The 18,051-nt window shown below is 70.7% G+C and carries 18 protein-coding genes and 2 tRNA genes; 12 read left to right on the top strand and 8 right to left on the bottom strand.

What is annotated here, in order from left to right:
* Nucleotides 1–202: 202 nt before the first annotated feature.
* On the top strand, nt 203–673 hold the full coding sequence (locus tag ACY0MJ_RS17880; protein WP_462639890.1) for a hypothetical protein: 471 nt from the start codon (nt 203–205) through the stop codon (nt 671–673).
* Between the two features lie 25 nt (nt 674–698).
* Here ACY0MJ_RS17880 and ACY0MJ_RS17875 read toward each other — a convergent pair whose 3' ends face one another.
* Nucleotides 699–1,433, bottom strand: a complete 735-nt coding sequence (locus ACY0MJ_RS17875; RefSeq protein WP_462639889.1) for a hypothetical protein — start codon at nt 1,431–1,433, stop codon at nt 699–701.
* A gap of 275 nt (nt 1,434–1,708) precedes the next feature.
* Between ACY0MJ_RS17875 and ACY0MJ_RS17870 the strand changes: the two genes are divergently transcribed.
* Nucleotides 1,709–2,188, top strand: a complete 480-nt coding sequence (locus ACY0MJ_RS17870) for a hypothetical protein (RefSeq protein ID WP_462639888.1) — start codon at nt 1,709–1,711, stop codon at nt 2,186–2,188.
* An 8-nt stretch (nt 2,189–2,196) separates the two neighbouring features.
* Entirely contained in the window at nt 2,197–2,919 is a 723-nt protein-coding gene (locus ACY0MJ_RS17865; protein WP_462639887.1) for a PAS domain S-box protein, read from the top strand.
* A gap of 4 nt (nt 2,920–2,923) precedes the next feature.
* Here ACY0MJ_RS17865 and ACY0MJ_RS17860 read toward each other — a convergent pair whose 3' ends face one another.
* The 4 genes from ACY0MJ_RS17860 to hrcA form a co-directional block, all read right to left on the bottom strand.
* Nucleotides 2,924–3,361: a response regulator gene (locus ACY0MJ_RS17860; RefSeq protein WP_462639886.1), complete on the bottom strand. Its 438-nt coding sequence runs from the start codon at nt 3,359–3,361 to the stop codon at nt 2,924–2,926.
* 89 nt (nt 3,362–3,450) lie between these two features.
* Nucleotides 3,451–3,527, bottom strand: a tRNA-Ile gene (locus ACY0MJ_RS17855).
* A gap of 74 nt (nt 3,528–3,601) precedes the next feature.
* A complete protein-coding gene (locus tag ACY0MJ_RS17850) occupies nt 3,602–4,357 on the bottom strand; it encodes a hypothetical protein (protein WP_462639885.1) in 756 nt (251 codons plus the stop codon).
* A gap of 124 nt (nt 4,358–4,481) precedes the next feature.
* Nucleotides 4,482–5,489 (bottom strand): heat-inducible transcriptional repressor HrcA, encoded by a 1,008-nt coding sequence (gene hrcA, locus ACY0MJ_RS17845; protein ID WP_462639884.1) that lies wholly within the window; start codon nt 5,487–5,489, stop codon nt 4,482–4,484.
* Between the two features lie 47 nt (nt 5,490–5,536).
* Here hrcA and ACY0MJ_RS17840 point away from each other — a divergent pair, with 47 nt between their 5' ends.
* The 3 genes from ACY0MJ_RS17840 to rapZ are packed head-to-tail and all read left to right on the top strand — an operon-like array spanning nt 5,537 to nt 8,965.
* Nucleotides 5,537–6,433 (top strand): NAD kinase, encoded by an 897-nt coding sequence (locus ACY0MJ_RS17840; RefSeq protein WP_462639883.1) that lies wholly within the window; start codon nt 5,537–5,539, stop codon nt 6,431–6,433.
* Nucleotides 6,430–8,091, top strand: coding sequence for a DNA repair protein RecN (gene recN / locus ACY0MJ_RS17835; protein WP_462639882.1), 1,662 nt, complete (start codon nt 6,430–6,432; stop codon nt 8,089–8,091). Before ACY0MJ_RS17840 ends, recN begins: the two co-directional genes overlap by 4 nt.
* A 10-nt stretch (nt 8,092–8,101) precedes the next feature.
* A complete protein-coding gene (gene rapZ / locus ACY0MJ_RS17830) occupies nt 8,102–8,965 on the top strand; it encodes an RNase adapter RapZ (RefSeq protein WP_462639881.1) in 864 nt (287 codons plus the stop codon).
* An 85-nt stretch (nt 8,966–9,050) separates the two neighbouring features.
* Here the strand turns inward: rapZ and mutY are convergent, their stop codons facing one another.
* From mutY to mutM, 3 genes are read right to left on the bottom strand one after another with little or no spacing between them, the layout of a single operon-like run.
* A complete protein-coding gene (gene mutY, locus ACY0MJ_RS17825) occupies nt 9,051–10,109 on the bottom strand; it encodes an A/G-specific adenine glycosylase (RefSeq protein ID WP_462639880.1) in 1,059 nt (352 codons plus the stop codon).
* Nucleotides 10,106–12,067 carry a dynamin family protein gene (locus tag ACY0MJ_RS17820; RefSeq protein ID WP_462639879.1) on the bottom strand — a complete coding sequence of 654 codons (1,962 nt, stop codon included), beginning with the start codon at nt 12,065–12,067 and terminating at the stop codon, nt 10,106–10,108. Before ACY0MJ_RS17820 ends, mutY begins: the two co-directional genes overlap by 4 nt.
* A gap of 49 nt (nt 12,068–12,116) precedes the next feature.
* Nucleotides 12,117–12,932, bottom strand: coding sequence for a bifunctional DNA-formamidopyrimidine glycosylase/DNA-(apurinic or apyrimidinic site) lyase (mutM, locus tag ACY0MJ_RS17815; RefSeq protein WP_462639878.1), 816 nt, complete (start codon nt 12,930–12,932; stop codon nt 12,117–12,119).
* A gap of 31 nt (nt 12,933–12,963) precedes the next feature.
* Here mutM and ACY0MJ_RS17810 point away from each other — a divergent pair, with 31 nt between their 5' ends.
* The 6 genes from ACY0MJ_RS17810 (at nt 12,964) to ACY0MJ_RS17785 (ending at nt 17,945) form a co-directional block, all read left to right on the top strand.
* A complete protein-coding gene (locus ACY0MJ_RS17810) occupies nt 12,964–14,706 on the top strand; it encodes a tetratricopeptide repeat protein (RefSeq protein WP_462639877.1) in 1,743 nt (580 codons plus the stop codon).
* Nucleotides 14,703–15,197, top strand: coding sequence for an outer membrane lipoprotein LolB (locus ACY0MJ_RS17805; RefSeq protein ID WP_462639876.1), 495 nt, complete (start codon nt 14,703–14,705; stop codon nt 15,195–15,197). Before ACY0MJ_RS17810 ends, ACY0MJ_RS17805 begins: the two co-directional genes overlap by 4 nt.
* Nucleotides 15,198–15,202: 5 nt before the next feature.
* Complete coding sequence (gene ispE, locus ACY0MJ_RS17800; RefSeq protein WP_462639875.1) at nt 15,203–16,075, top strand: 4-(cytidine 5'-diphospho)-2-C-methyl-D-erythritol kinase; 873 nt, start codon at nt 15,203–15,205, stop codon at nt 16,073–16,075.
* 22 nt (nt 16,076–16,097) lie between these two features.
* A tRNA-Gln gene (locus ACY0MJ_RS17795) sits at nt 16,098–16,174 on the top strand.
* A 33-nt stretch (nt 16,175–16,207) separates the two neighbouring features.
* Nucleotides 16,208–17,188 carry a ribose-phosphate pyrophosphokinase gene (locus ACY0MJ_RS17790; RefSeq protein ID WP_462639874.1) on the top strand — a complete coding sequence of 327 codons (981 nt, stop codon included), beginning with the start codon at nt 16,208–16,210 and terminating at the stop codon, nt 17,186–17,188.
* Between the two features lie 79 nt (nt 17,189–17,267).
* Nucleotides 17,268–17,945 carry a 50S ribosomal protein L25/general stress protein Ctc gene (locus ACY0MJ_RS17785; RefSeq protein ID WP_462639873.1) on the top strand — a complete coding sequence of 226 codons (678 nt, stop codon included), beginning with the start codon at nt 17,268–17,270 and terminating at the stop codon, nt 17,943–17,945.
* Nucleotides 17,946–18,051: the final 106 nt, after the last annotated feature.

Below are 18,051 nucleotides of genomic sequence, written 5' to 3'. Positions count from 1 at the left end.
GCTCCGCACTCCGCGATATTTCCTTCGCTGCATGACACGAATCGTTGCACGATTGTCACGAAGCACCAACCCGCTCACGCTGGTTACATCAGGTAACCGTGATCAAGTTGACAGGGGCAGTTGCGCGTACGCGCCCAGGCGGCGAGCGCAACGCAGAATCCGCCCCAACAGGACTCGGAAAGGACAGGGCCCGGTGAACTTCATGCATGCAGCCATGGCGTGGTTGGTGGACGCCGCCTCGCGGCCGCTGGAACTCGCGTCGCTGGCGCTCACGCACCGTCGCCGGCGCGCGGTCACGCGCCTGCACGCGGAGCGGCTCGCGGCCGAGATCATGGAGGTCGCCGAGTCCATCCAGATCGACCTGGTCGACCTGCCGGATCGCTCGGACCTGATGGACTTCTCGCGCCAGACCGAGCATTGCCGCCAGCAGGCCGAGGCCGCGGCGCGCACCGGCGGCAACTCGCTCGCCGCGCTGGACGAGGCCGTGGGCCACCTGCACGAGGGACACCGCCGCATCGTGAACCTGCGTTCCGAACTCGACGCGCTGCTGGCGGCGCGCCGCCGCGGCAAGGACGTGCCGCGGGCCTGCAAGTTCGCGACCGGCAGCAAGCCGGTGCGCTCGCGCTGGGCGAGCACGACCAGCTCGCACACGCGCTCGACGACGCTCGACTGAGAGCGCGCCGCCGCGCTTCAGCGCATCAGCGCTTCGTGCCGATGAAGGCGATCGCCTGCCCGAAGGGCTTGTTGATCACGGCGGCATCGAGCCGGCGCTGCTCCTCGCGGTAGACGGCCACGCCCTCGAACACCGCGCCCGGGAAGACGCAGGGGAATCCGCCGAAGGTCAGCGTGAGGTCGAAGGCGTTGGCGTCGCCGCGCGGCGCGACGGTGCCCGTGATCGGGCAGCCGTTGATGCTGGTGCTGACCTCGCCCTTGGCGGTGACCGTGAAGGTGCCGGGGCGCGTGCCCAGGGCGAACATCGCGTTGCCGTCGAACGCGCCGACCAGGTCGGAGAGGCGGGCGTCGCCGTCGAGGTCCTTGTCGTAGGTGAGGCTGAACTGGCGCTGCGCGTCGACCGAACCGGCCACCGACATGCGCGGGCTCAGGCGAGCCGACAGGCTCACCGGCTTGCTGGGGAGCATGGGGACCTCCCAGTTGTAGTCGAGGCCGTCGGTGGAGGTGAGCTTCGCGCCGTGGAAGTCGGCGGTGCCCGCCACCAGGCCGGCCACCGCGTCGGGCTTCCCGGCCTGCGAATAGAGCATGTAGTACGAGCCGTCTCCCAGGACGATGGCGTTCACTTCCCGGTCGGAGCCCATGGTCCCGGTCCACAGGCCGGCATACGGGTCGCCGCCGCCGCAGGAGGCGAGCAGGACAGTGGCGAACAAGGCGGCACAGGCCTTGGCGAAGGCCGCGGGGGCGCGGTGCTGGATCTGCATGGAGAAACCTTTCGAAACAGGACCGAGCGAGGGTCGTCCATGGCGAGCTCATCCGTCAAATGGCGATCACCGCGTTTCTGTGCCGTTCATCACGCTTTCGCGCGCCGCCCGTCAGCCGTTCGCGCGCCGGCGGCCGGATTCCGTGACAAAGTGTGCAGATGCCCGTGAGGGCGGCACCCTACCGGTCAATCCTGCGGTTTAAGCCGATCCCCACTGGATCGCTGCCCGGCCGTGCTGGAAACTCCTGCGAAAGAAGCAGCGAGAGATACAGAACGATGGACGACCAGTGGGACTTCCGCCCCAAGACCTCGGTGCTCGCCGACCTGGGGCCCCTGCCGGAGGTCGTGGAGAGCAACAGCGAAACCACGTGGAAGATGTTCCTGCAGCTGGAAGCGCAGCAGGCGGCCAGCTTCTCCAGGACCACGCCCTCCGCGCTCGCGCCGCTCGCGGGCGCCGGATCGCCGGCCGGCGGCAGCCTCTCCGTGGATGACGTGATGGCCCAGGCGCGGCGATTCAACCGCATCTGCCCGGTCGAACCGCAGTGGCAGCGGCTGCATGCCCTGCTGGTGCAGGCGGGCGAGGCGGACGCGCCGGCCGCCATGGCCGGCGTCGAATTCCGGAGGACGCCGCCGCTCGCGAAGCGCATCCGCGTGCGCGACCAGGTGGAATGGGCCGCTCGCCACGGGCTGCTGCAGGAAATCTCCGAATTCCTCGACCTGCTCCCGGAGGACCAGTGGGTCCACATGGGCCAATGAACCCGGCCATGCTCCAGACCGCCTCCGCTCCCGCCTCCCCCCAGCCCGCCGCCGACGACCTGGCGGACCTGCTGCTCGACGCGATCTGCGTCGTCGACGCCCAGGGCCGCTTCCTTTCGATCCGCGGCGCCTGCGAACGCATCTTCGGCTACCGGCCCGAGGAGATGGTCGGCCGGCCCATGATCGGCTTCGTCTACGCCGAGGACCGGCCCCGCACGCTGCAGGCCGTGGACCGCGTCATGTCCGGCTACCTGCAGCGGCACTTCGAGAACCGCTACGTGCGCAAGGACGGTTCGCTGGTCCACATCATGTGGTCCGCGCGCTGGTCGCCGCAGGACGGCGTGCGCGTGGCGATCGCGCGCGACATCACGGACCGAAGCCAGTCGGCGGCGATGGCCGAGACCCTCGATCCCGTGGTGGCGCCCGTGTGCCACTGGCGCCTCTCCGGCGCGCCCCCGCGGCTGTTCCCGCCGGGCCGCGGGCCCATTCCGCTTTCGGCGCAGGACTACACCGTGCTCAAGGCCCTGGCGACCGGCAGCGACTGCGTCCACCGCGAAGCGATCGTGGCCGCGCTGGGCGAGGACTACCTGCAGTACGACCAGCGCCGGCTCGACACGCAGATGCGGCGCCTGCGGCGCAAGGTGGAAGAAGCCAGCGGGCTGAAGCTGCCGATCAGCACCGTGCGATCGGTGGGCTACCGCGTGTACCAGCGCATCGAGATCTGCGCCTGACGCTTCACGCGAACGGGCGGGCCAGGCCCGCCAGGTCCGCCGGGTCGAAGCTTCCCTTGGAGAGATAGGCGTCGGCGCCCGCCTCCAACCCGCTCTGGCGGCCGGACGAGGAAACGGCGGAGGTCACCAGCACCACGGGCAGTTGCGCGAGGGCCGGATCGCTGCGGATCGCCCGCGTGAGGCCCACGCCATCGAGCCGGGGCATCTGCACGTCGGAGACCACCAAGTCGAAGCGGCGCGCCTTCAGGGCCCGCAGCGCCTGCTCCGCGTCCGCCACTTCCTCCACGCGGTGCCCGGCGCGTTCGAGCAGGTCGCGCAGCAATTCGCGGGTCTGGGAGGAATCATCGACCAGGAGGACCAGGCTGCCGGAAAGCGGCACCCGGCCGGTGGGCGCACGCGCCGGGGTGGAGGCGGGCTGGCTCTGGTTCATGCAGGTGGGCATGGCTGGTGGACACCCATGATAGGGAGGGCCAGCGGGGGAAATCTGAGCAAATCTGAGCGGGAGGCGCGCGGAGCGCGGCGCGCTCGCGGTGGTAGGCCGTGCAGGACTTGAACCTGCGACCAAGGGATTATGAGTCCCCTGCTCTGACCAACTGAGCTAACGGCCCGGCCAGGCGGCGATTGTAGGTGGCTCGCTGCCCCCACCCCAGCCCTCCCCCAGAGGGGGAGGGAGCAAGGCAGGTCAGTCGCGGTCGCCGCCGAAGATCACGCTCATCTTGCTCGGCTCGTTGCGCGCGACGGCGTATAGGCGGCCCGTGCCGGGCCGCAGCCAGGCCACGCCGGAGAAGCTGGCGCCCGGGTAGGCGCAGGGCGCGGGGCCGAAGGAGATCGTGAGGTCGTACGCGTCGGCGTCGCCGCGCGGGGTGGCCGTGCCGCCGATGGCGCAGCCGTTGATGCTGCTGCTGACCGCGCCGTTCGCCGCGACCGTGAACGTCGCGGGCCGCACGCCCAGGGGGAAGCCCGCCTGGCCGGTGTAGCTGCCCGCCAGGGAAGCGAGCGTCGCCGGGCGGCGCGCGAAACCGCTGGCGGCGACGGCGTCCGCGGCGAAATCGAAGCCCGTGCCGCTGGCGGGCGTGAAGGTCCCGTCGAAGCGGCTGCCGGCCGCGAGCGTGGCCGCCAGCGCGCCGGGCTTCAGTCCCGCGCCCTCGGCGCTGAACTCCAGGGCGTCCGCGGAGGCGAAGCGGCCGGCGTCCAGCGTTCCCGTGCCCTGCACCGCGCCGCCGACGACGGTCGCGTCGCCCGTGGCGGAATAAAGGAGGTAGTAGCTCCCGTCGGCGAGCACGAGTCCGTCGATGGCACGCTGGGTGCTCGTCGTCCCCGCATAGGTGCCGGCCGCAGCGGCCAGGGAGTCGTCGTCTGCGCCGCCGCCGCAGGCGGACAGCAGGGCCGCGAGGGCCAGGCCGAGCGATGCGGCCGCTGTTCTTGTCTTGAACTGCATGGTTCTCGTTGTTCGAAGGTGGCGCAGTGTTCGCGCGCGCGGAGCCGATGTCAATCGGCCGGAAGTCTACTTGTTGCGCAAGCGCTCCGCGCGCGCCCGGCGGTGCCCCACCGCGGCCCGGCGGCTACTTGTTGTGGCTCAGCGCGTTGGTGACGAGCCGCGACGTGATGTCCACGATCTGGATCATCCTGTCGTAGGCCATGCGCGTGGGCCCGATCACGCCCAGCGTGCCGACCACCTGGCCGTCCACCTCGTAGGGGGCGCTCACGACGGAGAGTTCCTCGAAGGGCACGATGTGGCTTTCGCCGCCGATGAAGATGCGCACGCCGTCGGCCTGGCTGGAGACGTCCAGCAGGCGCATCAGCTGCGTCTTCTGCTCGAACAGCTCGAACGCGTGCCGCAGGTGGGTCATGTCGCTGGCGAAGTCGCTCACGGCCAGCAGGTTGCGCTCGCCGGAGATCACCACCTCCTCCTGGTCCTGCTGCATGGCCTCGGAGCTCGCCTCCACGGCCGTCTGCATCAGCGTGACGATCTCGCTGCGCAGCCGCTCCACCTCGCCCTTGAGGCGCTCGCGCACTTCCTCGATGGTGAGCCCCGAGTAGTTCGCGTTGAGGTAGTTGGCGGCCTCGGCCAGCTGCGCCTGGGTGTAGTCGGCCGGCGTGTGGACCACGCGGTTCTGCACGTCCCCCTCGGGCGAGACGATGATCACCAGGAAGCGCCGCTCCGACAGGCGCAGGAACTCGATGTGGCGGAACACCGAGCTGCGCCGCGGCGCCACCACCACCCCCACGAACTGCGACAGGTTCGACAGCATCTGCGCCGCGTGCGCGATCACCTTCTGCGGCTGGTCCGCCGGCAGCGAGGGCGCCGCGAATTCCTCGCGGCGGGCCGTCAGCATGGTGTCGACGAAGAGCCGGTAGCCGCGCGCGGTGGGCACGCGGCCGGCGGAGGTGTGCGGGCTGGCCACCAGCCCCAGCTCCTCCAGGTCGGACATCACGTTGCGGATGGTGGCCGGCGACAGCTCGAGCCCCGAGGCCCGCGACAGCGTGCGCGAGCCCACGGGCTGCCCTTCGGCGATGTAGCGCTCGATCAGGGCTTTCAACAACACCTTGGCGCGGTCGTCGAGCTTCATTGGGAAGGGTGGGGCCAGCTGCCTGATTTTAATGATGTAATTTGCCGATGAATCCCATCTTCCGGCAGGTCGCCCTCATCGGCAAGTACCACGCCGCGGTGGCCCCGCCGCTGGCCGCGTCGATGCGCGCGGCGCTGGAAGACATCGCGGAATTCCTCACGGCCCAGGGCTGCCGGGTCGTCGTGGAGCGCGACACTGCCGCCGTCGCCGGCATCACGGGCCACCCCACGGCCGATGTTGCCACGATGGGCACGCAGTGCGACCTCGGGCTCGTGGTCGGCGGCGACGGCACCATGCTGGGCGTGGGCCGCCAGTTCGCGCGCCACGGCGTGCCCCTGATCGGCATCAACCAGGGCCGCCTGGGCTTCATCACCGACATCGCGCTGGACGACTACCGCTCCGTGCTGCCGCCCATGCTGGCGGGCGAGTACGAGGAGGACCACCGCACGCTGATGCACGCGCAGGTCGTGCGCGACGGCCAGCCGGTGTTCGACGCGCTGGCAATGAACGACGTCGTCGTCAACCGCGGCGCGACCTCCGGCATGGTGGAACTGCGCGTCGAGATCGACGGCCGCTTCGTCGCCAACCAGCGCGCCGACGGCCTGATCGTCGCGTCGCCCACCGGCTCCACGGCCTATGCGCTGTCGGCCGGCGGGCCGCTGCTGCACCCGTCGAACCCGGGCTGGGTGCTGGTGCCGATCGCGCCGCACACCCTGTCCAACCGGCCGATCGTGCTGCCCGACGCGGTGGAGATCACCTTCGAACTGGTCTCCGGCCGCGATGCCAGCGCCAACTTCGACATGCAGTCGCTCGCGTCGCTGCTGCATGGTGACCGGATCACAGTGCGCCGCTCCGAGCACAAGGTACGATTCCTCCATCCCCGCGGGTGGACCTATTTCGACACCCTGCGCAGGAAGCTCCACTGGAACGAGGGTGCGACGTGAGCCTGAAACGCATTGCGCTGCGCGATTTCGTGATCGTCCGCGAGCTCGAGCTGGAGCTCGCCGGGGGCTTTTCCGTGCTCACCGGCGAAACGGGCGCCGGCAAGTCCATCCTGGTCGATGCGCTGCAGCTGGCCCTGGGTGCCCGCGCCGAGGCGACGGTCGTGCGCGAGGGCGCGGCCCGGGCCGAGATCAGCGCCGAGTTCGACCTCCCCCCGGCGCTCGCGCCCTGGCTCGAAGAGGCGGGTTTCGACGGCGGCGACACGCTGCTGCTGCGCCGCACGGTGGACAGCCAGGGCAAGAGCCGCGCCTGGATCAACGGCAGCGCCGCCACGGCCACGCAGCTGCGTGAGGCGGGTGAACTGCTGGTCGACATCCACGGCCAGCACGCCTGGCAGAGCCTCACCCGCCCGGCCTCCGTGCGCGCGCTGCTCGATGGCTATGCCGGCGTGGACACCGCGAAGCTGCAGCAGCTGTGGGGCAGCTGGCGCGCCGCGCAGAAGACGCTGGCCGACGCGCGGGCCGCGCAGGATTCGCTGCAGCGCGAACGCGAGCGCCTCGCCTGGCAGATCGGCGAGGTCGACAAGCTCGCGCCGGGCGCGGACGAGTGGGACGAACTGAACGCCAGCCACACGCGCCTGTCGCACGCCCAGGCGCTGCTCGATGCGGCGAACGGCGCGCAGCAGCTCCTCGACGGCGACGAAGGCGGCGCCCGCCAGGGCCTCGCCCAGGCGCTCGACGCGCTGCGCGGCCAGGAGCACCTGGAGCCGCGCTTCCGCGACATCGCGGAGGTGCTCGCCTCCAGCCTCGCGCAGTTGGAAGACGCCGCGCATTCGCTGCAGGCCTACCTGCGCAAGACCGACCTCGACCCCGAGCGCCTGGCGGAACTGGACGAGCGCATGGGTTCCTGGCTGTCGCTGGCGCGCCGCTACAAGCGCCAGCCGGCGGAACTGCCGGCGCTGCTCGCCGCGTGGAAGGACGAACTCGCGCGGCTCGACGCGGCGGCGGACCTCGCGGCGCTGGAAACGGCGGAGAAGAAGGAACACGAAGCCTTCCTCGCCGAAGCGAAGTCGCTGTCCCGCGCGCGCGCCAAGGCGGCGCCGCAGCTGGCGAAGGCCGTCACGCAGGCGATGCAGGGGCTGGGCATGCAGGGCGGGCGCTTCGAGGTCGCGCTGGAGAAGGCGGACGAGCCGTCCGCGTACGGCCTGGAGGACGTCGCCTTCCTCGTCGCGGGCCATGCAGGGAGCACGCCGCGCCCCGTCGGCAAGGTCGCGTCCGGCGGCGAGCTCTCGCGCATCGCGCTGGCGATCGCGGTGACCACCAGCCGCCTGGGCGAGGCGCAGACGCTGATCTTCGACGAGGTCGATTCCGGCGTCGGCGGCGCCGTCGCGGAGACGGTGGGCCGCCTGATGAAACAGCTGGGGCGCGACCGGCAGGTGCTCGCCGTGACGCACCTGCCGCAGGTGGCCGCGTGCGCCGACCACCACCTGGTGGTGGCCAAGCGGGCGCAGCAAGGCGGCGTCAGCAGCAGCGTCGCGGCCGTGCAGGGCGAGCAGCGCGTGGCCGAGGTCGCGCGCATGCTCGGTGGCGAGCGCCTGTCGGGCACGACGCTCGCGCACGCCAAGGAAATGCTGGCCGACGCCGCGGCGGCGGGCAGCTGAGGAGGCGACCATGGCGCTGGAGCTCGTCCTCATCACCGGCATGTCCGGCTCCGGCAAGTCCGTGGCGCTGCGGGCGCTGGAAGACGCCGGCTACTTCTGCGTGGACAACCTGCCGCCGGAGCTGCTGCTGCAGTTCGTCCGGCTGGAGGAAGCCAACGGCCGGCGCCGCGTCGCCATCGCCATGGACGTGCGCAGCGCCAACGCCCTGCCCCAGGTCCCCGAGCACCTCGACGAACTGGTGCGCCAGGGCGTCGCCGTGCGGCCGCTGTTCCTCGACGCCACCACCGACACGCTGGTGCGCCGCTTCTCCGAGACGCGCCGCCGCCACCCGCTTTCGCGCACGGCGGCCGAGAACGACGGCGACGAGCACCGCGCCGTGGTGGAGGCGATCGAGCTGGAACGCGAGCTGCTCGGCGAACTGCGCCAGCGCGCCCACGTGATCGACACCAGCGTGCTGCGCGCGGCGCAGCTGCAGGAATACGTGAAGTCGCTGCTGTCGGCGCCGCTCGCGCAGCTGACGCTCGTCTTCCAGTCCTTCTCGTACAAGCGCGGCATCCCGGTCGACGCGGACTACGTGTTCGACGTGCGCATGCTGCCCAACCCGCACTACGAGCCGGAGCTGAAGGACCTGACCGGCCTGGACGCCCCGGTGGCGGACTACCTGCGCCAGCACGCGGAAGTCGAGGAGATGTTCGCCGACATCGCCGCCTTCCTGGACCACTGGCTGGAGCCGCTGGCGCGCAACCAGCGCAGCTACGTCACGGTGGCCATCGGCTGCACCGGGGGGCAGCACCGCTCGGTGTACCTGGTGGAAAGGCTGGCGGAGGAGTTCGGGGACCGGTGGACGACGCTGAAAAGGCACCGGGAGATCTGACTGTCATCCCGGGCGCACAAATTGTCATCCCGGGCTTGACCCAGGATCCACGGTGGCGCAGTGCCACTCGCCGATGGATTGCGGCTCAAGGCCGCAATGACAAGTCTTGTTCCAGAAGGCGCCTCACCGGCGCCGGCAGCCCCAGTCCCGGCCACTCCCCCGCCCCGAACCACGCGCCCTCCGCGCCCGCCCACCCCGCCGGCAGCACCGCCTGCACCGGATGCAGGTGCAGGTCCTTGTGCGTGAGCACGTGCACGAAGGGCTCGACCTCCCGCAGGCGGCGGCGGGCCGGTCGCGGCAGCGCCTCCTCCAGCGCGTCGCGGCTGCCGAACACCGGCAGGCAGTAGAGCCCCGCCCACACGCCCGGCGTCGGCCGCTTCTGCAGCCACACCGAGCCGTCGCCGGCCTGCGCGTGCAGCAGCCAGAGCGATTCGGCCGTGCGCTTCAGCTTGCGCGTCTTCACCGGGTAAGCCTCGGGACGCCCTTCGCGCGCCGCGGCGCATTGCGGCTGCACCGGGCACAGCAGGCAGCTCGGGTTGCGCGGCAGGCACACCGTCGCGCCCAGGTCCATCAGCCCCTGCGTGTAGCGAGGCATGTTCTCCCGCAGTTCGCGCGCGGGCAGCAGCGCGCGCGCGTGGTCCCACAGCGTGCGCTCGTGGGCGGCGACGGCAAGGTCCTCGCCGAAACCGAGCACGCGCGTGAGCACGCGCTTCACGTTGCCGTCCAGGATGGCCGCGCGCTCGCCGAAGCAGAAGGCGGCGATCGCCGCGGCCGTGGAAGGCCCGATGCCGGGCAGCGTGGCCAGCACCGCCGCCGTCCGCGGGAAGGCGCCGCCGTGCAGCGCCACGACGTCCTGCGCGCAGCGATGCAGGTTGCGCGCGCGGCTGTAGTAGCCCAGGCCGCTCCACAGCGCCAGCACGTCGTCCAGCGGCGCGGCGGCCAGCGATTGCACGTCGGGAAAGCGCGCGAGGAAGCGTTCGTAGTAGCCCAGCACGGCCGCCACCTGCGTCTGCTGCAGCATGATTTCCGAGAGCCAGACGCGGTACGGGTCGCGGGTCTGCTGCCAGGGCAGCGTGTTGCGCCCGTGCGTTTCCTGCCAGCGGATCACGCGGCCGGCGAAGCCGGCCGGCAAACCAGGGCTCATGCCGTCCTGAGCGCGGGCTCCGCCGCCTGCGCGCGCAGCAGCGGCGTGTCGGTCAGGTGGGCGGTGAGTTCGGCCAGCTTGGCGTCGAGCAGGTCGAGCGCGGCCTCCTGCGAGGCGATCTCGGCGATGCGGTCGTCGAGCCCGCTCGCGGCCTGCTGGATGCGCTCGATCGCCTCCAGCCGGCGGCCGAAGTTGCGGCGGCGTTCGCGCAGCTGCGCGTCGAGCTGCGCGGCGGCGGACTTGTTCCACAGCTCCACCTCGCCCAGCGCCGACTCGTAGATCACGCGCAGGCGCGTGGCGAGCGCGCGCACCAGCCGGTCGGCGAACTCGGGCTGCGCCAGCTTGAGCGCGTTGCTCACCCCCAGGTACTGGTTGTGGCTGCGCTCGACGAGGTCGAGGTCGCGTTCGTAGCGGGCGAGGTCGGGTTCGCGCGGCGCCTGCAGCGAGAAGCCGTATTCGGCGTTCAGCTGGCGGAAGGTGCCCGTCAGCATGGTCTGGATCTCGGCGCTCACCTTCTCGGCCTTGCGCAGGCCCTCGCGCAGACGGTCGAAGGTGCGGCCATAGGCCTTGCGCACGCCCAGCTTCAGGCCGGGGGTGCGCAGCGCCGTCGTGAGCTCCGTCATCTCGGTCTTGAGCGTGGCCGTGCCCAGCAGGTCGAACACGTCGCGCAGAAGCCTCAGGTGCACCGAGCGCACCGCGTGGATCTTGGCGCCGCTGGCGTCGAAGTCGGCCTGCTCCTGCTCGATGCGCGCGCGCATGTGCCTGATGACGGAGGTGTTCTTGCCGCGCAGGCCCTTGAGCTCCACCATCTGCTCGGCGAGGTCGCGGCGGCGGATGCCCAGCACGCGCGTGGCCTCGGTGCGCAGCTCGCCGATGTTGGTGCCGACGGCGGCGCGCAGGATCTTCTGCCGCTGCCCCAGCACGCCGTGGGCGAGCGCCTGTTCCAGCACCGGCAGCTGGCTCACCTTGAGCAGTTCGGCGTTGTTGTTGACCTTGGCGACCAGGCCCTTCTGGCCCGACACCGGGATCACCTGGTGCTCCTGCAGGCCCAGGATGTCCGCCGTGGAGCGGCGCTGGCGGTCGATCTGCGCCTGCACCTGCGCCGGCGTGGACAGGGCGTCCCACATCGTGTCGATCTTGTTCAGGACGACCAGGCGGGAGTCGGCCTCGTTGTCCTCGGCGATCAGGTGCTCGCGCCAGATCGCGAGGTCGGACTTGGTCACGCCGGTGTCGGCGGCCAGGATGAACACCACGGCATGCGCCTGCGGGATCAGGTTGACCGTCAGTTCGGGCTCGGCGCCGATGGCGTTCAGGCCGGGGGTGTCCAGGATCACCAGCCCCTGCTTCAGCAGCGGGTGGGCGATGTTGATCAGGGCGTGGCGCCACTTGGGGACCTCGACCAGCTTGTCGGGCCCCTGCATGGGGTTGTCTTCCGGCGCGTCGTCGTGCCAGAAGCCCAGGGCGCGCGCCTCGTCGACGGTGACGCGGCGCACCTCCGAGACCTTCTCGAAGGCCTGCGCGAGCTGCGCGGGGTCGTTCACGTCGAGGTCCAGCCGGTGCCACTTCTCCGGCACCATGCGCCATTCCATCAGCGGCTGCGTCTGCAGGCGCGTCTCGATCGGCAGCAGGCGCAGGCAGGGCGGCACCTCGGCGTCGTAGCCCAGCTCGGTGGGGCACATGGTCGTGCGCCCGGCGCTCGCCGGCATGATGCGGCGCTTGTAGCCTGCGAAGAAGATCGCGTTGATCAGCTCCGACTTGCCGCGCGAGAACTCCGCGACGAAGGCGACCATCACCTTGTCGGAGCGCATCTGCCCCTCGAGGCGGCGCAAGCGTTCTTCGACCGCGCTGTCGATCAGGTCGTGGTCCTTCAGCCACTCCGACAGCAGCTTCAGGCGCAGCGCGAACTCGCGCCGCCAGGCGCCGTGCTGGTCGAACTGTTCGTTGAATGAAGTAGCCACCGAGCCCCCGAGTCCTCTGATTCACTATAGCATCGGCGGCTTTTTCCCCTCAGGACTTCTGGCACACAGGGCAGAAATACGTTGCGCGCGCGCCCTGCCGGATCATCCGGATGGGAGATCCGCACACCCGGCAGGGCTGCCCCTGGCGGTCGTACACCATGGCCTCCAGCTGGAAGTAGCCCGATTCCCCCTGGGCGTTGGAGAAGTCCCTCAGCGTGCTGCCGCCCTTGGCCACGGCGCGGGCCAGGACGTCGCGGATGGCCGCCTGCAGGCGCGCGGCGCGCGGCCGGCTGATGCGGTTGGCGGCCAGCGTGGGCCGGATCCCCGCCAGGAACAGCGCCTCCGATGCATAGATGTTGCCGACCCCCACGACGAGGTCTCCGGCCAGCAGCACCTGCTTGATCGGCGCCTTGCGCTTCTTCAAGCCGGCATGGAAGGCGTCGAGGTCGAAGTGCTCCGTGAGCGGCTCCACGCCCAGGCCGCCCAGCAGCTTCACCGCCCCGGGCGCATCCTCGCTGTCGCAATACACCACGGCGCCGAAGCGGCGCGGGTCGTTCAGGCGCAGCACGCCGCGGCTGGTGGCGAGGTCGAAGTGGTCGTGCAGCGCCGCCTCCGGCATGGGCGCGTCGAAACGCAGGCTGCCCGACATGCCCAGGTGCAGCAGCAGGAGGCCGCGATCGAGATCGAGCAGCAGGTACTTGCCGCGCCGGCGCACCGACAGCACGGTGCGCCCCACCAGCGCGGCCGGATCGCAGCCCAGCGGCCAGCGCAGCGGCTTGCCCATGCGCACCGACTCGATGCGGGCTCCGGCGATGCGCTCGGCAAGACTCAGGCGCGTGACCTCGACCTCGGGGAGTTCTGGCATGGGCGGAAAGGCTTGGCATTATGATCGTTCGATGATGCGATTCCGTCAGGCGGCGCTGGCCGCCGCCCTGCTTGCGGCCTCCGTCGCGGGCGCCCCGGTCCTGGCCCAGACCATGCGTCCGGCCGCCGCGGCCGCACCCGGCAACAGCGGCCTGGACGCCGAACTTTTCTATCAACTGCTGCTCGGCGAGCTGAACGTCCGCAGCGACCAGCCCGCGGCCGGCTTCGCGCTGATCCTGGACGCGGCGCGCAAGACCAACGATCCCTCGCTGTACCAGCGCGCCGTGGAGCTCGCCTTCCAGGCGCGCGACGGCGAGGCCGCGCTGCAGGCCGCGCGCGCGTGGAAGGAAGCATTCCCGCAGTCGCGCGAGGCCAACCGCTACGTGCTGCAGATCCTCGTCGCGCTCAATCGCATCGCGGAGAGCGCGGAGCCGCTGAAGGCGGAGATCGCGCTGGCCGACCCCAAGGACCGCTCCGCCGTGATCGCCTCCGTGGCGCGCACCTACGCGCGCGCCGCCGACAAGAAGCTCGCCGCCGCGGTGGTGGAGCAGGCCCTGGCCGACGCGCTCAAGGACCCGGCCACCGGCCCGTCCGCGTGGACCACCGTCGGCCGCCTGCGCCTGGCCGCGGGCGACCCGCCGGGCGCGCTGGAAGCCGCGCGCCGCGGGCAGGCGCTCAATCCGAAAGCCGAGGGGCCCGTGCTGCTCGCGCTGGAGCTGATGGACTCGCGCCAGCCGCAGGCCGAGGACCTGGTGCGCAACTACATGCAGGGGCAGCCGCTGGCCGAGATGCGCATGGCCTACGCGCGCACCCTGCTCGATGCGCAGCGCCATGCCGAAGCCTTGCAGCAGCTGCAGGCGATCACGCGCGAGCGGCCGGACCTCGCCGAGGCCTGGCTCGCGCAGGGCGCGCTGCTGGTGCAGGACAACCAGCTGCCGCAGGCCGAGGCCGCGATCCGCCGCTACCTGGAGCTCGCGCAGGCGCAGCCGGCCGGCGAGGAGCGCAACCGCGCCCAGGCGCAGGCCTTCCTGTCGCTCGCGCAGATCGCGGAAAAGCGCGGCGACCTGGCGCAGGCCAGCGCATGGCTCGATCGCATCGAGAGCCCGCAGGCGCTGGTGCAGGCGCAGACGCGCCGCGCCTCGATCCTGGCGCGCCAGGGCCGGCTGGAGGACGCGCGCAAGCTGATCCGCGCGCTGCCCGAGCGCAACCCCGGCGACGCGCGCATGAAGCTGCTGGCCGAGGTGCAGCTGCTGCGCGACAACAAGCACTACCAGGCCGCCTACGACCTGCTCGCGCGCGCCATCGCCAAGGAGCCGGCCGACGTCGACCTGCTGTACGACCAGGCGATGCTGGCCGAGAAGATGGGCCGCTTCGACGAGATGGAGCGGCTGCTGCGCCAGCTGATCGCGAAGAAGCCCGATTACCAGCACGCGTACAACGCGCTCGGCTTCTCGCTCGCCGAACGCAACGTGCGCCTGCCCGAGGCCAGGCAGTTGATCCAGAAGGCGCTGGAATACGCGCCCGGCGATCCCTTCATCAGCGACAGCCTCGCCTGGGTGGAGTTCCGCATGGGCAACAAGGCCGAGGCGCTGCGCATCCTGCAGCAGGCGTACAAGGACCGGCCCGACCCCGAGATCGCCGCCCACCTCGGCGAGGTGCTGTGGTCGCTCGGCCAGCGCGAGCAGGCCGAGGCCATCTGGCGCGAAGGCATGCTCCTCAGCTCGGACAACGAGACGCTGATCGAAACCCTGAAACGCCTCAAGGTGAAGCTGTGAACCGCCGCCGCCTGAACGCCTCGTTCGCCGGCCTCGCCTGCGCCGCGCTGCTGGCCGGCTGCGCCACGCCCCCGCGCACGCCCACGCCGGCCGGCGTGCAGTCCTGGAGCGGCCGGCTCGCGCTGAATGTCGAGGGCCGCGCGAACCAGTCCTTCTCGTCCACCTTCGAGCTCAAGGGCGCGCCGGAAGCCGGCGAACTGCGCCTGGCCAACCCGCTGGGCGGCACCGTCGCGCTCCTGACCTGGTCCCCCGGCAAGGCCACCCTGCACTCCAACGGCAAGACGCGCGAATTCCCCTCGCTGGAGGCGCTGGCGGAGGAAGCCACCGGCGCGCCGCTGCCGGTGGCCGCGCTGTTCGACTGGCTGGCCGGCAAGCCCACGCCCGTCGCAGGCTGGCAGGCCGACGTGAGCCAGGTCGCCGAAGGCCGGCTGCACGCCCGCCGCACCGAGCCGCCGCCGGCGGCCGACCTGCGGGTGGTGTTCGACCACTAGCGGCCATGCGCGCGCTGTACGAGGTCGCCGCCCCCGCCAAGCTCAACCTCTTCCTGCACGTCACCGGCCGCCGGCCCGACGGCTACCACCTGCTGCAATCCGCCTTCGTGCTGCTGGACTGGCACGACACGCTGCACTTCGAGCGCCGGCCCGGCGGCAAGCTGAGCCGCGAGGACCTGCTCGCGCCCTTGCCGGAACTGGACCTCACGCTGCGCGCCGCGCAGGCCCTGCAGCAGGCCAGCGGCACGGCGGAAGGCGCGCACATCGCGATCGCCAAGCGCCTGCCGGCGGAAGCCGGCATGGGCGGCGGCTCCTCCGACGCCGCCAGCTGCCTGCTCGCGCTGAACCGCCTCTGGAGGCTGGACTGGCCGCTGGCCGCGCTGGAGAAGATCGGCCTGGCGCTGGGCGCCGACGTGCCCTTCTTCCTGCGCGGCCGCGACGCCTGGGTCGAGGGCGTGGGCGACCGCATCACGCCGCTCGAGCTGCCGGCGGCGCGCTTCGCCGTCGTGAAGCCGCCGCGCGGCCTCGCGACGCGCGACATCTTCCAGCACCCCGCGCTGAAACGCGACGCCGACAGTGCTACAATCTCGGGCTTTGCTGCAGATCCCTGGGGTTTCGGTCACAACGACCTGGAGCCCGTGGCCCGGCAGCTTTGCCCCGAGGTGGGCGAGGCGGTCGAATGGCTGGGTTCGCAGGGCTTGCGTGCCCGGATGACGGGCTCGGGCAGCGCGGTTTTCGCGCTGTTGCCGCCGGGCCAGGTCCTGGCGCAGGCTCCGGCGCGCTGGGTCCGGGAGTCCTGGACCGTGCGGGAATGCGGCAAGATGGAGGTTCATCCCCTGGTGGGATGGGCACCCAGCGACGATTCGGTTCGCGGCTGACCTGTCAGCGGCGGACCTGTGTAGGGGAGTCGCCAAGTTGGTTAAGGCACCGGATTTTGATTCCGGCATGCGAGGGTTCGAGTCCTTCCTCCCCTGCCAAACCGTGTAGTTGGGTCACAACCATCCGTTCTCATGCAGCCTGCTGCCCCCATCCCTGATTTCATGGTCTTCACCGGCAATGCCAATCCGGCATTGGCCGCGGAAATCGCCAGCCACCTGGGCATCTCCATCGGGGCGGCCAGCGTCGGCCGCTTCTCCGACGGCGAGGTCACGGTGGAGGTCAAGACCAACGTGCGCGCCCGCGACGTCTTCGTGGTGCAGTCCACCTGCGCGCCGACCAACGAGAACCTGATGGAGCTGCTGATCATGGTCGACGCGCTCAAGCGCGCCTCGGCCGAACGCATCAGCGCCGTGATCCCCTACTTCGGCTACGCCCGCCAGGACCGCCGCCCGCGCTCCACCCGCGTGCCGATCTCGGCCAAGGTCGTGGCCAACCTGCTGCAGACCGTGGGCGTGCAGCGCGTGCTGACCATGGACCTGCACGCCGACCAGATCCAGGGCTTCTTCGACATCCCCGTCGACAACATCTACGCCTCGCCGGTGCTGCTGGGCGACCTGCGCCAGAAGGACTACGACAACCTGATCGTGGTCTCCCCCGACGTCGGCGGCGTGGTGCGCGCCCGGGCGCTGGCCAAGCAGCTGAACACCGACCTCGCCATCATCGACAAGCGCCGGCCGCGCGCGAACGTGAGCGAGGTCATGCACGTCATCGGCGAGATCGAGGGCCGCAACTGCGTGATCATGGACGACATGATCGACACGGCCGGCACGCTGGTGAAGGCCGCCGAGGTGCTGAAGGAGCGCGGCGCGAAGAACGTCTACGCCTACTGCACCCACCCGATCTTCTCGGGCCCGGCCATCGAGCGCATCGCCCAGGGCACGGCCCTCGACGAGGTCGTCGTGACCAACACCATCCCGCTGTCGGACGCCGCGCGCGGCTGCACCAAGATCCGCCAGCTGTCCGTCGCCCCGCTGATCGCCGAGACGATCCAGCGCATCGCCAAGGGCGAGTCGGTGATGCAACTGTTCTCGGACCAGGTCAACCTGTTCTGAACCTTGAGCGCCTCCTTCGCGGAGGCTTTTTGAAACCGGAATCGCACTGGTCGCGGTCGATTCCCGAATGGAGAGTTCTATGAAATTCGTCGCTTTCGAGCGCGCCAAGCAGGGCACGGGTGCGAGCCGCCGTCTCCGCAACGTGGGCAAGACGCCCGGCATCGTGTACGGTGGCGAAGGCCAGCCGCAGCTGATCGAGCTCGATCACAACGCGCTGTTCCACGCCCTGAAGAAGGAAGCCTTCCACTCCTCCATCCTCGAGATGGAACTGGCCGGCAAGACCTCCAAGGTGCTGCTGCGCGACGTGCAGTACCACCCGTTCCGCCAGCAGGTCCAGCACGTGGACTTCCAGCGCGTGGACGCCAACACCCGCCTGCACATGAAGGTGCCGGTGCACTACAAGGGCGCCGAGGAGTCCGAGGCCGTCAAGCTGGACCACTGCCTGGTGAACCCGGTCGTGACCGAACTGGACATCTCCTGCCTGCCGGCCGACCTGCCGGAATTCATCGAGGTCGACCTGTCCGGCCTGAAGAAGGGCATGACGCTGCACCTGAACGACATCACGCTGCCCAAGGGCGTGAAGGCCGTCACGCACGGCAAGCCGAACCCGGTGCTGGTGTCGGTGGTGACGAGCGCGGCCGAAGAGTCCGCCGAGACGACCGCCGAAGCCGCTGCCGCCGCCCCGGCTGCCGCCGCCCCAGCCGCCGCGGGGAAGGAAGCCGCGAAGCCGGCCGCCAAGGCTCCCGCGAAAAAATAAGGGGCTTCGTCACCCCCGCGCAGGCGGGGGGTGGTCTCAACCGGTCAACGCAACAGAATCGAACTGTTGCGGAGACCGAGATGAGAAAGATGAGGGCACGTAAGTA

It is taken from the genome of Ramlibacter sp. bp-362, assembly GCF_054956735.1.
Note: the sequence above shows the minus strand (reverse complement) of the source record. Positions and strands in the feature narration are given on the sequence as shown.

Coding starts and splice junctions, on each gene's coding strand:
- ACY0MJ_RS17880 (WP_462639890.1), top strand. CDS start 203: ATGCATGCAGCCATGGCGTGGTTGGTGGACGCCGCCTCGCGGCCGCTG.
- ACY0MJ_RS17875 (WP_462639889.1), bottom strand. CDS start 1,433: ATGCAGATCCAGCACCGCGCCCCCGCGGCCTTCGCCAAGGCCTGTGCC.
- ACY0MJ_RS17870 (WP_462639888.1), top strand. CDS start 1,709: ATGGACGACCAGTGGGACTTCCGCCCCAAGACCTCGGTGCTCGCCGAC.
- ACY0MJ_RS17865 (WP_462639887.1), top strand. CDS start 2,197: ATGCTCCAGACCGCCTCCGCTCCCGCCTCCCCCCAGCCCGCCGCCGAC.
- ACY0MJ_RS17860 (WP_462639886.1), bottom strand. CDS start 3,361: ATGCCCACCTGCATGAACCAGAGCCAGCCCGCCTCCACCCCGGCGCGT.
- ACY0MJ_RS17850 (WP_462639885.1), bottom strand. CDS start 4,357: ATGCAGTTCAAGACAAGAACAGCGGCCGCATCGCTCGGCCTGGCCCTC.
- hrcA (WP_462639884.1), bottom strand. CDS start 5,489: ATGAAGCTCGACGACCGCGCCAAGGTGTTGTTGAAAGCCCTGATCGAG.
- ACY0MJ_RS17840 (WP_462639883.1), top strand. CDS start 5,537: ATGAATCCCATCTTCCGGCAGGTCGCCCTCATCGGCAAGTACCACGCC.
- rapZ (WP_462639881.1), top strand. CDS start 8,102: ATGGCGCTGGAGCTCGTCCTCATCACCGGCATGTCCGGCTCCGGCAAG.
- mutY (WP_462639880.1), bottom strand. CDS start 10,109: ATGAGCCCTGGTTTGCCGGCCGGCTTCGCCGGCCGCGTGATCCGCTGG.
- mutM (WP_462639878.1), bottom strand. CDS start 12,932: ATGCCAGAACTCCCCGAGGTCGAGGTCACGCGCCTGAGTCTTGCCGAG.
- ACY0MJ_RS17810 (WP_462639877.1), top strand. CDS start 12,964: ATGATGCGATTCCGTCAGGCGGCGCTGGCCGCCGCCCTGCTTGCGGCC.
- ispE (WP_462639875.1), top strand. CDS start 15,203: ATGCGCGCGCTGTACGAGGTCGCCGCCCCCGCCAAGCTCAACCTCTTC.
- ACY0MJ_RS17790 (WP_462639874.1), top strand. CDS start 16,208: ATGCAGCCTGCTGCCCCCATCCCTGATTTCATGGTCTTCACCGGCAAT.
- ACY0MJ_RS17785 (WP_462639873.1), top strand. CDS start 17,268: ATGAAATTCGTCGCTTTCGAGCGCGCCAAGCAGGGCACGGGTGCGAGC.